Raw genomic sequence first — 14990 nt, 5'->3', positions numbered from 1 at the left:
TTAAACTATAAAAATAACGTAAGTAAACTTTTTGGGATAAACATGAAAAAAATTGCATATATGTTGCTGTTCACATCTGCTTGGGCATTTGCTAATACTGACGATTCAAGCACAATTAAAAGTAGCGTAAAATCAATAACATCTTCAATAACAAGCTCAAGTAAAGATGCGTTGTCAGGGTTAAAAGAAGGGATTGACGAGGGGAGGACATCTGGGAGTAGTGTTGATGGCGCAATTATAATTTACGATATAGAAAACCTAAATAAATATATTGATGTAAAGGTATTAACATCTGAAAAAGTGGCGGACAACGAGTATTTATTAACACTATCCGTTAAAAATAAGTCTGACTCAGCGGTTCGTTTAACAAACCTTGAAGATAAAAATAACCTTTATATCTTAGATAAAGATGGCTTTACATCCTATTTATCGGGCAAGCAAGAGGATATCAGTGTTCCCAAAAATGCAGCATCCAAGGTTAGGCTTAAATTTTTAGAGGTTGAAGATGAGCCTTCTATTTTAAGGCTTTATGATCTGGATATAAAAATACCAGCAATAAAATAATGTCTATGCATATTGTCGATTTTTCTATTATTAAAGTGACTTAGCCGCATTGTGGGGCTAAGTCAGATGCTTTGAAGTCAGGTTTTATACTTTTTGTTGCAGGGATTTGTTGCAGGGATCTTGAATTCCATCATTCATTAAGTTAATGATTAACCAATTTCAATATCAGAAAGCGGGTGGCAACAACAAGGCAGGATCTCTCCATCTTGCACAAATGCAATCGGCTTTTGCTTGTAGCCCACTTTCCCTTGCAATAATGTCACACGGCATGAACCACAGTAGCCTTCTCGGCATTGGTACTCTACAGGAATACGGCTGTCTTCTAAGGCTTCCAGCAAACACGAATGAACTTCGGTATGGTAGGGGACTTGAACACCCTGCGTTAACCGCAGGGTGATTTTATGGCTTGCCATGCTTATAGTTCAAAGCCGCTCAAATCGTCGGTATCGACTTGAGAGTCAATTTGCCCGACTAAATAAGAACTGACTTCAACCTCTTGAGGTGCAACTTGTACGTTATCAGACACCAACCATGCGTTGATCCATGGAATTGGGTTTGAACGTGCTTCAAATGGCAATTTTAGACCGACTGCTTGCATGCGGATATTCGTAATATATTCAACATATTGGCATAGAATATCTTTATTTAAACCAATCATCGAGCCTTCGCTGAATAGGTAGTCAGCCCACTCTTTTTCTTGCTCTGCTGCTTGAACGAACAAGTCATAACATTCTTGCTCGCACTCTGCTGCGATTTCGGCCATTTCTGGGTCATCTTGCCCTGAGCGTAACAGGTTCAACATGTGTTGCGTACCCGTTAAGTGCAACGCTTCATCACGTGCAATCAGTTTGATGATTTTTGCGTTTCCTTCCATCAGTTCGCGTTCAGCAAACGCAAACGAACAGGCAAAACTAACATAGAAACGAATGGCTTCAAGCGCATTAACGCTCATTAGGCACAGGTACAGTTGCTTCTTCAATTGACGTAGAGAAACAGTGACTTGTTTGCCATTGCAAGTATGTGTGCCTTCACCAAACATATGGTAGTAATTGGTCATTTCGATAAGATCATCGTAAAAACCCGAAATATCTTTAGCACGTTTTAAAATTTCTTCATTTTCAACAATATCGTCAAAAATAATAGCAGGGTCATTCACGATATTACGAATAATATGTGTATACGAACGTGAGTGGATAGTTTCAGAAAACGCCCACGTTTCAACCCAAGTTTCCAGTTCAGGAATCGAAATCAGTGGCAATAACGCCACGTTAGGGCTGCGGCCCTGAATAGAATCCAGCAGCGTTTGGTATTTCAGATTACTGATAAAAATATGTTTTTCGTGATCTGGCAGCGCATTGTAGTCAATACGGTCGCGCGACACGTCAACTTCTTCAGGGCGCCAGAAAAACGACAATTGTTTTTCAATCAGCTTTTCAAAAATAGGGTACTTTTGCTGATCATAGCGCGCCACGTTAACGGGTTGGCCGAAAAACATCGGCTCCAACATTTGGTCATTCTTTTTCTGTGAAAACGTTGTATATGTATGTGACATAACAATTCCTATTAAATTTTACACGCGCCGCCTTCGCAATCGGAATCCGCTGACTCAACAACTTCTTCCAGATCGCCTTGAACATCTTCCGCCCCATCGCGGGTGTTATGGTAGTAAAGTGTTTTCACACCAAACTTATAGGCGAGCAATAAATCTTTTAGCAATTGGTTCATTGGTACTTTGCCGCTCTCAAAACGAGTCGGGTCATAGTTTGTGTTAGCAGAAATCGACTGGTCGATAAATTTCTGCATGATACCAACGAGTTGTAAATAGCCACTATTTGAAGGCATTTGCCATAGCAGCTCATAAGCGCCTTTCAGACTTTCGTAATCAGGTACTACTTGGCGCAAGATACCATCTTTAGAGGCTTTAATACTGATATAACCACGTGGTGGTTCAATACCATTGGTTGCGTTAGAAATCTGTGATGATGTTTCTGAAGGCATCAATGCAGACAGCGTCGAGTTGCGCAGACCGTGCTGTTTGATTTCTTGGCGTAATGCTTCCCAATCATAATGCAACGGCTCATTCGTTAACTTATCGAGTTCTTTTTTATAGGTATCGATAGGTAAAACGCCTTGTGCATAGGTTGTTTCGTTAAACCATGGGCACGCACCTTGCTCTTTCGCTAACTCATTCGAAGCTTTCAATAGATAATATTGAATAGCTTCAAATGTTTTGTGCGTTAAGTTATTCGCGCTACCATCTGAATAACGAACACCGTGCTTCGCGAGATAATAAGCGTAGTTAATCACGCCAATACCGAGTGTACGACGTCCCATTGAGCCTTGTTTAGCTGCAATGATTGGGTAATCTTGGTAATCAAGCAGCGCATCGAGTGCACGAACAGCTAATATTGCCAGCTCTTCTAATTCATCGAGGCTATCAATCGCACCTAAGTTAAACGCTGATAACGTACACAGTGCAATTTCACCGTTTTCGTCATTAATGTTATTTAATGGTTTGGTTGGCAGCGCAATTTCTAAACATAAATTAGACTGACGAACAGGGGCAACCTGTGGGTCAAATGGGCTATGTGTATTACAGTGGTCAACGTTTTGAATATAAATACGGCCTGTAGACGCACGCTCTTGCATCATTAATGAAAATAGCTCAACCGCTTTAACACTCGATTTGCGAATATTTTCATCTTTTTCGTATTTCACATATAAACGTTCAAATTCGTCTTGATCTGCGAAAAAGGCGTCATAAAGACCTGGAACGTCGGATGGGCTGAATAATGTAATGTCTTGGTTTTTAATCAAACGTTCGTACATTAACTTGTTTAGTTGCACACCATAATCCATATGGCGAACACGGTTACCTTCAACCCCACGGTTATTTTTCAGTACCAATAAGCTTTCAACTTCAAGGTGCCAAATCGGGTAGAACAAGGTTGCTGCACCACCACGAACACCACCTTGCGAACAAGACTTAACCGCAGTTTGGAAGTGCTTATAGAACGGAATACAGCCAGTATGGAACGCTTCACCGCCACGAATTGGGCTGCCTAATGCACGAATGCGACCCGCATTTACCCCAATCCCTGCACGTTGTGAGACATATTTCACAATTGCGCTTGAAGTTGCATTGATAGAATCTAAGCTGTCGCCACACTCAATCAGTACACAGGAACTGAATTGACGTGTAGGGGTACGTACCCCCGCCATAATAGGCGTAGGTAATGAAATTTTGAATGTTGAAACTGCGTCATAGAAACGGCGAATATAATCAAGACGCGTCTCTCTTGGGTAGTGTGAAAACAGGCAAGCAGCGACTAAAATGTATAAAAACTGTGCGCTTTCATAGATTTCACCGGTAACGCGGTTTTGAACTAAATATTTCCCTTCAAGCTGTTTTACCGCAGCATAGGAAAAATTCATATCACGCCAATGGTCTATAAAGCTATCCATTTGCTCGAACTCTGCTTCAGAGTAGTCTTCCAGCAAATGCTTGTCATATTTCCCCATTTCAACGAGGTGTTTAACATGCTTATATAATGTAGGCGGCTCAAACTGACCATAGGCTTTCTTGCGTAAGTTAAAAATAGCAAGACGAGCAGCGAGGTATTGGTAATCAGGTGTATCACCCGTAATTAAATCGGCTGCTGCTTTGATCATCGTTTCGTGAATGTCAGAAGTTCTGATCCCATCATAAAACTGAATCTGTGAACGTAACTCCACTTGAGAAACGGATACGTTACTTAGGCCTTCGGCAGCCCAGGTGATTACCTTGTGGATTTTATCGAGATCAATGCGTTCTTTATGTCCATCACGCTTTGTGACTAACAGACTCTGGTTCATGAGCAAGTACACCTTGGTTGAACTACAAATAGTTTAAAATAAACATAAAAAAGCTCATGGTGTAATGCCATGAGACTAGTTGTGTTATGTTTTGTTGTACCACTATATGTAGTAGTTTGTTTAGAATACCATAACAAGATAATGTTAATGTGTGATTTTATCAAGTGAACAAATTAGCGAGTTCTTGTGGATAACTGGTTGGATAAGAAAAATGATCATGTCGGTAAGCTGCATGGTAAAAGGCATTAATAAAAAAAATGCTTCCGACATGAGGATTAAAATAAATTTTGTAAAATGCGATCGTTTGCTGCTTTCTTAAACGTACTGCTTGTGATTTATTCTTTTCACGACTAGGTGATTATTCACTGACTGTATGCAACATATAATTTACATCAACATTTGGCCCAAGCCAGAACTTATCCGTTAATGGGTTATAGTGTAACCCTATGATATGTTTATCTTTCAATGGTGTTCCATCAATCCAGCTAATCAATTCAGAAGGGCGAATAAATTTATTCGCATCATGGGTGCCTTTTGGAACCATTTTCATCACATATTCAGCAGCAACCACTGCCATCAACCATGCCTTTTTGTTGCGATTAATGGTAGAAAAAATAACATGCCCGCCAGGTTTCACTAATTTAGCGCAAGCTCTAACGACAGATTGAGGATCAGGAACATGTTCAAGCATCTCCATGCAGGTCACAACATCATAGGCTTGTGGGTGCTTGTCTGCGTGTTGTTCAACGGTTTCTTGTACATATTCAACCGGAATGCCGGACTCAAGAGAATGCAAGCGAGCAACCATTAATGGATCTGCCCCCATATCAAGGCCAGTCACTTCCGCGCCTTCGCGCGCCATACTTTCGGACAAAATGCCACCACCACAGCCAACATCAAGAATTTTTTTACCAAAAACGCCGTCTACACGCTGCATAATATAACCTAAGCGTAATGGGTTGATGCGGTGTAGTGGGGCGAACTCCCCTTCTAAGTCCCACCAACGTGAAGCAATGGACTCAAATTTTTCAATTTCTTGCTTATCGACGTTGAGGTAAGTTGGGGTTTGGGTGTCATTCATACAAAGAAGCTCCTATTTTTAACCTATAACCCGAAGGCCTATTAACGATAGTGATATTTAAACTATGTTAAGTCGGGGGGAAATAGTGGCCCGATAAGAATTGATGGCTAAAATATAAACAATAATGTAATTATTGCCGTGATTAATTGATAAACCGTCAAGTTTCGGACACATAAACTTAATTTTCCGCTATTATACATAGCTTGGAAGACAAATACCCGTCTCTTATTTTTATTAAATTGGCGAATTGTGGTATAGTTCTACTCTTTGAATCCGAAGTTATGAGGGACAGTGGTTCCATGAGCGAGATTGCCAGAGAAATCACACCAGTTAATATCGAAGAAGAGCTTAAAAGTTCGTATTTGGATTATGCAATGTCCGTTATTGTCGGCCGTGCACTTCCAGATGTTCGAGATGGACTGAAGCCAGTACACCGCAGAGTATTGTATGCGATGAATGTATTGGGAAATGATTGGAATAAACCCTATAAAAAATCTGCCCGTATTGTTGGGGACGTCATCGGTAAATACCATCCACATGGTGATATCGCTGTTTACGAGACAATCGTTCGTCTTGCTCAGCCTTTCTCAATGCGTTACATGCTGGTTGATGGTCAGGGAAACTTCGGTTCTGTTGACGGAGACTCCGCAGCGGCAATGCGTTATACGGAAATCCGTATGGCGAAAATTGCCCATGAACTACTTGCTGACCTTGAAAAAGAAACCGTTGATTTCGTTCCTAACTATGACGGAACAGAGCACATTCCTGAAGTTATGCCAACGAAAATCCCAAACCTTTTGGTTAATGGGTCGTCAGGTATTGCTGTTGGGATGGCAACCAATATCCCACCTCACAATTTAGGGGAAGTGATTAATGGTTGTCTTGCCTATATAGAAGACGAAGACATCAGCATTGATGGTTTAATGGAACACATTCCAGGGCCTGATTTCCCAACCGCAGCTATTATTAATGGCCGTCGTGGGATTATTGATGCGTATCGCACAGGGCGTGGCAAGGTCTATATCCGTGCAAGCGCTGAAGTGGAAGTCGATGAGAAAAATGGTCGCGAAACCATTATTGTCAGCGAAATCCCTTATCAAGTGAATAAAGCTCGCTTGATTGAAAAAATTGCTGAGTTAGTTAAAGACAAGCGTGTTGAAGGTATCAGTGCACTGCGTGACGAGTCTGATAAAGACGGTATGCGTATTGTTATTGAAATCAAACGCGATGCGGTGGGTGAAGTTGTACTGAACAACTTATATTCCTTGACCCAATTGCAAGTTTCTTTTGGTATCAATATGGTAGCTCTACACCAAGGGCAGCCGAAAATACTGAATTTAAAAGATATCATTGCTGCTTTTGTGCGTCACCGCCGTGAAGTCGTCACTCGTCGTACGATTTTCGAATTACGCAAAGCGCGTGATCGTGCTCATATCCTTGAAGCACTGGCAATTGCTCTTGCCAATATTGACCCAATTATTGAACTGATCCGTAAAGCACCAACGCCAGCAGAAGCGAAAGCAGGGTTGATTGCACGTTCTTGGGATCTGGGCAATGTCGCTGCAATGTTAGAGCGTGCGGGTGATGATGCCGCTCGTCCTGAGTGGTTAGAGCCCCAGTTTGGTGTTCATGAAGGGCAATATTTCCTGACTGAGCAACAAGCTCAAGCTATTTTGGATTTACGTCTCCAAAAATTAACGGGTCTTGAGCATGAAAAATTACTGGAAGAGTACCGTGAGCTTCTAGTACAAATTGAAGCATTACTGTTTATTTTGCGTAGTCCTGAACGTTTGATGGAAGTGATCCGCGAAGAATTAGAAATTATTCGCGATACTTATAACGACCCTCGTCGTACAGAAATTACTGAAAATACTGCAGATATCAATATTGAAGACTTGATCAACCAAGAAGATGTGGTGGTGACATTATCGCATCAAGGTTATGTGAAATATCAGCCTCTGTCTGATTACGAAGCACAGCGCCGTGGTGGTAAAGGTAAATCTGCAGCACGAACTAAAGACGAAGACTTTATTGACCGCCTTTTAGTGGCCAATACGCATGACACCATTTTGTGCTTCTCAAGCCGTGGCCGCTTGTATTGGATGAAAGTTTACCAATTACCAGAGGCTAGCCGTGGTGCTCGTGGTCGCCCAATCGTTAACTTATTGCCACTTGAACAAGATGAGCGAATTACAGCTATCTTGCCAGTGCGTGAGTACGAAGAGGGTTACAATGTCTTTATGGCAACTGCGAGTGGTACCGTTAAGAAAACACCTTTACAAGAATTCAGCCGTCCAAGAAGCGCAGGTATCATTGCGGTTAATTTGAATGACGGTGATGAGCTGATTGGTGTTGATTTAACTGATGGTTCAAACGAAGTTATGCTGTTTTCAGCTCAAGGTAAAGTTGTGCGCTTCGCTGAAGATGCCGTTCGTCCAATGGGACGTACTGCTACAGGGGTGCGTGGTATTAAATTAATGGATAACGACAAAGTCGTTTCTTTGATTATTCCACGTGGTGAAGGGCATATCTTAACGGTGACAGAAAACGGATACGGTAAACGTACTGAAGAAGCTGAGTACCCAACTAAGTCTCGTGCAACTCAAGGGGTTATCTCCATTAAAGTGAGTGAGCGAAACGGGCATGTAATTGGCGCGATTCAGGTTGATGAAACTGACCAAATCATGATGATCACAGACGCAGGGACATTAGTGCGTACACGCGTGTCTGAAGTGAGCGTCGTTGGCCGTAATACTCAAGGTGTTACCTTGATTAGAACTGCTGAAGATGAAAAAGTTGTTGGTTTGCAGCGCGTTGCTGAAACGGATGATGATGAAAACATTGATGATGAAAATGCAAATGAAAACACTGAAGAAAATGGTGTTGATGATGCAAGTATCGACGATCAAGAGTAATCACGACGTTTAATTTAATGAACGGGCAGCATAATTAGCTGCCCGTTTTAGTTTCTAGCCTAAATGTCTTTGTTTTATTACTTTTCATGTTTGTCGCTTTTTTATCATATAATCGAGTATAATTAGCAGTCATAGTATCGAATGTACAGGAAAGCGCTTGAGATATTTACCCTCGTTTAAAACATCACTTAGACTTTCTCGGGATTTATTTCGTATCCTCGGCTTGATGTTGTGGGGCATGGGCGTTTTTATCACTCTATTTTTCCTTTACTCGCAGTTTAATGAATACAAATCTGATATCCGTCAACAGTTCTATTCCGGGCATGAAAATATACAAGCGTATATTCAACAAACGGGAGCGACGCTGAATTCGATTCAATCGATGACTGAGCTATATAGAGTAAAGTTGCAAGAATCGACAGATGAAAATAATCTTCCAAGTAAGTTTCTGGAATTACCGAACGCATCTAATTACTCTTTCTATAAATTAACATCGAATACAGATTGTGATTATTTTAGGGATAGAGCGGAAAATTATTTGCAGGCTTTTGAGCAATTAAATTATTTTTGGAAAGATAGTATTGCTGCCCCTCAAGCTTTAAATCATGTCTTTTTAGTTGGTTCGAAAAGTTATTGTCTGGTGGATTATCCTATTCGATCTACTATATCGGATATCGAAATACTAAAAAAAGTCAGCTACGAAAGCGTACGGACTTACCAAGGTTTAAGGCTACAAGGCAAAGAGCGTAAATTATTTACCATTATGCATGGCGTACAGCCAGATTATGGGCAGCTTTACTTAATTCAGGCAATCAAGCACGACAATATGCTGCCTGCATTTATTGGGTTAGAGCGTACAATTAATTTGAATCAATTTAACATACGCCGAAATAAAGCTATCGAAATATTGATAATTAACGATTATAACCAACCTGTTTTATATTCTCCTATAGATATCAATCCTAAAGGCTCAGCGCTGCTCAATATTTCTGAGCCTTCATTTTTTGGTTTTAACTCAGATTATTCAAAATTAATTTTCAAAAAACGGTTAGCACCTTCTCAAATTACCGTCATTTTTTCAATTGCGACGTCTGAAATATTAGCGAGTTTAGAAAATGCTATCTTTTACGGTATTGTCCTAAATATTTTTACAGGGGGATTGATTTTCTTTTTAATTTGGTTACTTGAACGGAAAATGCTTGAACCTGCAGAAAACACCGCGATACGGCTCGAGGAACATGAGCAATTCAACCATAAAATTGTAGCATCAGCACCTGTTGGTATCATTATTTTAAGATTGACTGATGGCGGTAATATTCTCAGTAATGAATTAGCCCATGACTATTTTCGGTTATTAAATGATGATGATAAACAGCGAATACTGACAATCATCCGCCAGAAAACGAGCAATTATATCGATGTAGTGACAACCAGCGGCACACACTTGCAAATTAGCTTTGTAAACTCACGATATCAAAATGAAGATGTCGCTATTTGTGTATTAATTGACATCAGCATTCGTGTGCAAATGGAAAAATCACTGCAGGATGTAGCCGATGCAGCTGAACAAGCTAACCATGCTAAATCAATGTTTTTGGCGACTGTTAGCCATGAATTAAGAACACCATTATATGGAATTATTGGTAATATAGAGTTACTACAACGTTATGAATTATCAGAGAAAGCAACACGCTTAGTTTCAACTATGGATAATTCATCATCGCTTTTATTACAGATTATTAGTGATATTTTAGACTTTTCAAAAATTGAATCTAAACAATTGAAAATAGAAAGCAAATTGTTTCATTGTCGAGAAGTTTTTGCGTTTGTATTAGCGAACTACTTGCCATTAGTGACTAAGAAAAAAATATCGTTATATTCCTATATTGAACCCAGCATCCCAGATCTCATTTTGAATGATCCAGTTCGTTTACAACAAGTGATTTCTAATATTGTAAATAATAGTATTAAGTTTACGGAATCAGGTTTTGTGTTGCTTTATGTTTGGAAAGATGAAAACTATTTAAAGATAGAAATCCGTGATTCAGGGATTGGAATGACCCAGGCAGTGGTTATGCAGTTATTTGATCCATTTTTTCAAGTTTATGGGCAAAATAATTTGGGTCATAAAGGAACAGGCCTAGGTTTAGCTATTTGTGAAAAACTGGTTAACCTCATGGATGGTGATATTGAAGTAACTTCACAGATTGGACTTGGTAGCTCATTTACTATTCGTATTCCTTTATATGGGCAAGAATATACAAAGAAAAATATTCCAGAATATCGTGCACATTATCGCATTGCTATTTCGTGTCGAAATGAATTTTTAATGAATTTTCTTTTGCGTCTGTTAGGTCATGAGCAATTTTTAGTTGTTAGCCATAGCACAATAGATAAAACACAAAGATATGATTTGCTAATAACCGATTATGAGCATGTTGAGGAGATAGCCTACGAACATCATATCCAGCTATCAAGTGGTTATGCAGGCGAGCTCCATGAAGTAAAACAGAATCAATGGATTTATAATACATATCAATTAGATAAATTACCCATGTTAATTGATAAAGCCATCATGAAAACAAGTGAACAATCACAAAAAAATAGTATGGCAAATCAACCATTAGTCGTTGACCATTCGTTAGGTGAATGTCATGTATTGATTGTTGATGATCATCCAATTAACCGAGTATTATTGAGTGAGCAATTAGCGACAATCGGCTTTACTACTGGCACGGCGATAGACGGGCTAGATGCATTGAAATATTTAGATAATCATCATGTTGATATTATTTTAACAGATGTAAATATGCCAAATATGGATGGTTACCAGCTGGCCAAAGAACTGCGACGTTTAGCGTTCAACTTACCGATTATCGCATTAACCGCTAATGCAATGGCAGAAGAAAAGCAACGTTGTATTAATGCAGGGATGAATGATTGTTTATCAAAACCGACAACAATTGCAATTTTACGTGAGACCTTGACTCGCTATTGTTAAGTGTAGCTAAAAAATAGATACAAAAATAAAAACCCATAGTTGGGTTTTTATTGGTGTACTTTTGTAGTCGAAATGAAATTACTCTGAAGGCGAGTTATCAATGCTGACGGAAGAAAGGTAATTCAGTAGCGCTATATCATTTTCAACGCCTAATTTCAGCATGGCTGATTTTTTCTGGCTACTTATTGTTTTTATACTGCGGTTAAGTTTTTTTGCAATTTCAGTGACCAGAAAACCTTCAGCAAACAAACGTAGCACTTCACTTTCTTTTGGTGATAAACGTTTGTCGCCATAGCCGCTTGCATTGACTTTTTCCAGCAGCTTGCTCACGCTTTCGGGTGTGAATTTTTTACCTTTTTGTAAAGCCGCTAACGCTTTAGGTAAATCAGCAGGTGCGCCTTGTTTGAGCACAATCCCTTCAATATCCAGCTCTAAAATTGCGCTAAGAATGGCCGGGTTATTGTTCATTGTGAGAACAATGATTGATAGGTCAGGATAATGCCGTTTGATGTATTTGATTAAAGTAATACCATCACCATATTTATCACCTGGCATTGATAAATCAGTAACTAGCACATCCGCATTTAAACGCGCTAAGTTATTAATCAAAGAAGTTGAGTCCTCAAATTCCCCTACGATATTCACCCATTCAATTTGTTCAAGTGATTTCCTGATGCCGAAAAGAACGATAGGGTGATCATCGGCAACAATGACATTTAGGTTATTCATATTATTGGTTACCTTCTGGCATTAGTTTTTTGACTGAATTATCCAGCATGCTAATGCAATTTTTTATTTCCAATCCGTTTTCATCTGCTATGTAACGCTCCAAATCTTCACAAAGCTTATGAAGATAAGTAAATTCGAGCATAGCAAAAACTCCTTTTAAACGATGTGCAGTGTTTTTCAATTCGGTCAAATCCTCAACACTTTCACTATTATACAGTTTATTAATATCTATCGGTACTGTTGTGATGAACAAATCTCGATATCCACTATTTGCTAGCGCTAATTGATAACTTAAAATTGCATTTTCTATTGATTCATTCGAGGTCTGTGAAAGCACTTGAGTATCAACATGGTGTGAAATCAAATTATCAGAATGGCCATGTTCATCGTCTGCGTTTTCGATCAGTAATGAGATAGCATCAATTAATTCATCAGCAAAATTATAGTTAGCTTCGATGTAATGAGGTTGTAATTGATTGATTCCAGATAGGAAACCATTTACTTTAACAATGTTTTCAAAACATTCCTCGTTATTATCAGTTATTAAGAGATCCCAGTTGGTATGAGGGGAGCTCTCACTTAAATCCAAATATTCCGCGCCATAATTTGTTAATGTGCTCCTCACAATCCGTGAAATATCAGCATTATGTATATTTAAACGAATACAAATATCCTCCAATAATGCAGGGTACTCTTTGGCAAGCATCTCTTTGGCTGCTGGAAGCGTAACTTCATAATGAGTACCGATTGCATCACTTGAGCGAATAGAAAAAACACCATTCATTTTTTTTACCAGTAACTTACATAAATAAAACGTTATACCTGAACGTGTAAAGTTAGAGGCGTTCAAAATTTGCCCAGTAAAGGGGCTTTGCAAATTACTCAGTTCTTGGTTACTTACTCCAGTTCCACTGTCTTTAATATTTAATAAGATTGTATTTTTACTGGGGTTATAAGATAGCGTGAATGAAATTTTTCCAAAAGAGGTTGTTGCAATAGAATAATCCCAAATTAGTTGCATTAATTGCTTTAAATAATCAGGATTTGCCACGATAAGCGAATCTGGATTAACGTTATTATGAAAATAAAGCGCTAACCCTTTGTTATTACACTGGGATAGATTTTGCTTCAAAAATTGGCTAACCAGGTTACTGATAGAAACATTCTCAGTTTTTATAGGTTCAGCTTGGGATTCTAGCTGATTTAATAAGCTAATATTTTTAAACCAACGATTGATATAGAAAAGCTGACTTTCAATTTTTAAAATAAACTCACGGTTATTTATATTAGCCATTTCGGATAATTTAGTTAGTTGCTTATCCACTTTAATAAGTGAAGGTAATATTTCACTGCACATATTCTCAAATACGACTTTACGCATGTGAATATTTTTTTTGTATTCGCGATTGGCTAACTCTTGGCGTTTTTGGGTCAACGCCTCTTTATCTTTGTCCATAATAATAAAGAGGGCAGTGTTAGATTTTGACATGTTATCGACAAGTATAACTTCATATACAATATTCTCGATAGAAACTTGAATCACATCATGGTTTTCAATCGCCATTTCTTTAATGTGAACAAGGTCCATAGAAGGTAATAATTGGTTAGCAATGTCATTGCTCAGGATCTTTTTGTTGGTGTTAAAGTCATAAACTAAAATACCGTATGAAATATGACTGATAATATCGCTAGTCAGTGAGGCATTAAAACTCAGCTCTTGCAACATATTGGTATTTGGTGAAATAAGGCGCTTACGAATAAAGAGCATGATCAGTAAAGCGAATAAGATCATAATAAGCATGCCTGTCATTAGCCATAAGTTATAACTAACCACATTAAAAATAATACTTTTTAATGAAACATGGTAATAAAGCTGATATCCAGTCCCATCAATAGGATGGGAGAAAATGAGGTTGGTTCCAGACCAAGTTGAATGAGATTCATTGCTGCCCGTGCTTGAAGGGCGTGCATTAATTGTAAAAAAATTCCCATTTAAACTTGGTGGAATAAGTGAGTTGATAGAAATATCAAAGGATATGACGCTAGTTAACTGCCCTGGTGAATTGAACATTAACCGATAAGTATAGTAAAAAAGGTTATCGGGGGAGTATTTTTGGATATTTGAAATTATTTCCCGTCGATCTAACAATGTTGATTGAGTCAACATATCAGCACGCTTTTCTTCAGCCGTTAATGTGAGATAACTTTCTTTAAAACGGAGCTCAGGTTTAAGGATTGAATGGGTGGTCACTAAGACTAAGGTATTGTCTAAGCCATTGAGATAATACATGGAGTTATATTCATTACGGGCTCCCCACACAATCTCCATATAATTTGCAAGTTTAGACGCTAAAGCATTATTACTTTGCTTATTATTACCAAATACAATGGCATCAATGGATTGGTTTGCACTACTTAGCCAAAAAATATCATGGCGGATCCCAGTCACTGCGAGATTATCGGTGGGTGGCACTGAAGATTTGTCATTGGCAATTTTGTAGATATGGCTTGCTTGATAACGATAATCTTCGATTTGATACGCTAACCGACTTGCCATGCTGTTCAAGCTAGTTTGACGGCTTTGAACCAATGCTTGATAGTAATTAAAGAGTGATAAAAAAAGCATCACAATTAGCAACAGAATAAATGCTGCGAAAATACGAAAAAGCGTGTTTGGTTTTAATAATGATTGTTTGTACATACTGTAGCAAGTCGTCCCATCGGCAATAGTATTATTAGGTTAAAAATCATACGCCTAGAGAAAGGATAGACACCGATTTTGCACAGATACTACCATTTTTATTGGAAAATAGAGAACAATTGAGTGAAGATTAGCCAAACGAAG

9 protein-coding genes are annotated in these 14990 nt (G+C 38.7%); 3 read left to right on the top strand and 6 right to left on the bottom strand.

What is annotated here, in order from left to right:
• Nucleotides 1-42: 42 nt before the first annotated feature.
• On the top strand, nt 43-564 hold the full coding sequence (locus CYG50_RS11270) for a hypothetical protein (RefSeq protein ID WP_102137657.1): 522 nt from the start codon (nt 43-45) through the stop codon (nt 562-564).
• Between the two features lie 149 nt (nt 565-713).
• Here the strand turns inward: CYG50_RS11270 and yfaE are convergent, their stop codons facing one another.
• The 4 genes from yfaE to ubiG all read right to left on the bottom strand — a co-directional run bounded on the left by yfaE (nt 714) and on the right by ubiG (nt 5500).
• Nucleotides 714-977 (bottom strand): class I ribonucleotide reductase maintenance protein YfaE, encoded by a 264-nt coding sequence (gene yfaE, locus CYG50_RS11265; RefSeq protein WP_102137658.1) that lies wholly within the window; start codon nt 975-977, stop codon nt 714-716.
• 2 nt (nt 978-979) lie between these two features.
• A complete protein-coding gene (gene nrdB, locus CYG50_RS11260) occupies nt 980-2116 on the bottom strand; it encodes a class Ia ribonucleoside-diphosphate reductase subunit beta (protein ID WP_102137659.1) in 1137 nt (378 codons plus the stop codon).
• Nucleotides 2117-2127: 11 nt separating this feature from the next.
• On the bottom strand, nt 2128-4419 hold the full coding sequence (gene nrdA / locus CYG50_RS11255) for a class 1a ribonucleoside-diphosphate reductase subunit alpha (protein WP_102137660.1): 2292 nt from the start codon (nt 4417-4419) through the stop codon (nt 2128-2130).
• Between the two features lie 358 nt (nt 4420-4777).
• Complete coding sequence (ubiG, locus tag CYG50_RS11250) at nt 4778-5500, bottom strand: bifunctional 2-polyprenyl-6-hydroxyphenol methylase/3-demethylubiquinol 3-O-methyltransferase UbiG (RefSeq protein ID WP_102137661.1); 723 nt, start codon at nt 5498-5500, stop codon at nt 4778-4780.
• Between the two features lie 299 nt (nt 5501-5799).
• Between ubiG and gyrA the strand changes: the two genes are divergently transcribed.
• Nucleotides 5800-8415, top strand: a complete 2616-nt coding sequence (gyrA, locus tag CYG50_RS11245) for a DNA topoisomerase (ATP-hydrolyzing) subunit A (RefSeq protein WP_102137662.1) — start codon at nt 5800-5802, stop codon at nt 8413-8415.
• 157 nt (nt 8416-8572) lie between these two features.
• Nucleotides 8573-11416 (top strand): two-component system sensor histidine kinase RcsC, encoded by a 2844-nt coding sequence (gene rcsC / locus CYG50_RS11240; protein ID WP_102137663.1) that lies wholly within the window; start codon nt 8573-8575, stop codon nt 11414-11416.
• 78 nt (nt 11417-11494) lie between these two features.
• On the opposite strand, the gene rcsB is transcribed toward rcsC, so the two are convergent.
• Together rcsB and rcsD are read right to left on the bottom strand one after the other, a co-directional pair.
• Nucleotides 11495-12145, bottom strand: coding sequence for a response regulator transcription factor RcsB (rcsB, locus tag CYG50_RS11235; RefSeq protein WP_004259923.1), 651 nt, complete (start codon nt 12143-12145; stop codon nt 11495-11497).
• A 1-nt stretch (nt 12146) separates the two neighbouring features.
• A complete protein-coding gene (rcsD, locus tag CYG50_RS11230) occupies nt 12147-14846 on the bottom strand; it encodes a phosphotransferase RcsD (RefSeq protein ID WP_102137664.1) in 2700 nt (899 codons plus the stop codon).
• Nucleotides 14847-14990 lie beyond the last annotated feature (144 nt).

The sequence above is a fragment of the Providencia huaxiensis genome (assembly GCF_002843235.3).
GTDB classification, from domain to species: domain Bacteria; phylum Pseudomonadota; class Gammaproteobacteria; order Enterobacterales; family Enterobacteriaceae; genus Providencia; species Providencia huaxiensis.
This window is presented reverse-complemented; position numbering and strand designations above follow the sequence as displayed.

Excerpts from the sequence above, each read along its gene's own strand:
- CYG50_RS11270 (WP_102137657.1), top strand. The coding sequence starts at position 43 with ATGAAAAAAATTGCATATATGTTGCTGTTCACATCTGCTTGGGCATTT.
- yfaE (WP_102137658.1), bottom strand. The coding sequence starts at position 977 with ATGGCAAGCCATAAAATCACCCTGCGGTTAACGCAGGGTGTTCAAGTC.
- nrdB (WP_102137659.1), bottom strand. The coding sequence starts at position 2,116 with ATGTCACATACATATACAACGTTTTCACAGAAAAAGAATGACCAAATG.
- nrdA (WP_102137660.1), bottom strand. The coding sequence starts at position 4,419 with ATGAACCAGAGTCTGTTAGTCACAAAGCGTGATGGACATAAAGAACGC.
- ubiG (WP_102137661.1), bottom strand. The coding sequence starts at position 5,500 with ATGAATGACACCCAAACCCCAACTTACCTCAACGTCGATAAGCAAGAA.
- gyrA (WP_102137662.1), top strand. The coding sequence starts at position 5,800 with ATGAGCGAGATTGCCAGAGAAATCACACCAGTTAATATCGAAGAAGAG.
- rcsB (WP_004259923.1), bottom strand. The coding sequence starts at position 12,145 with ATGAATAACCTAAATGTCATTGTTGCCGATGATCACCCTATCGTTCTT.
- rcsD (WP_102137664.1), bottom strand. The coding sequence starts at position 14,846 with ATGTACAAACAATCATTATTAAAACCAAACACGCTTTTTCGTATTTTC.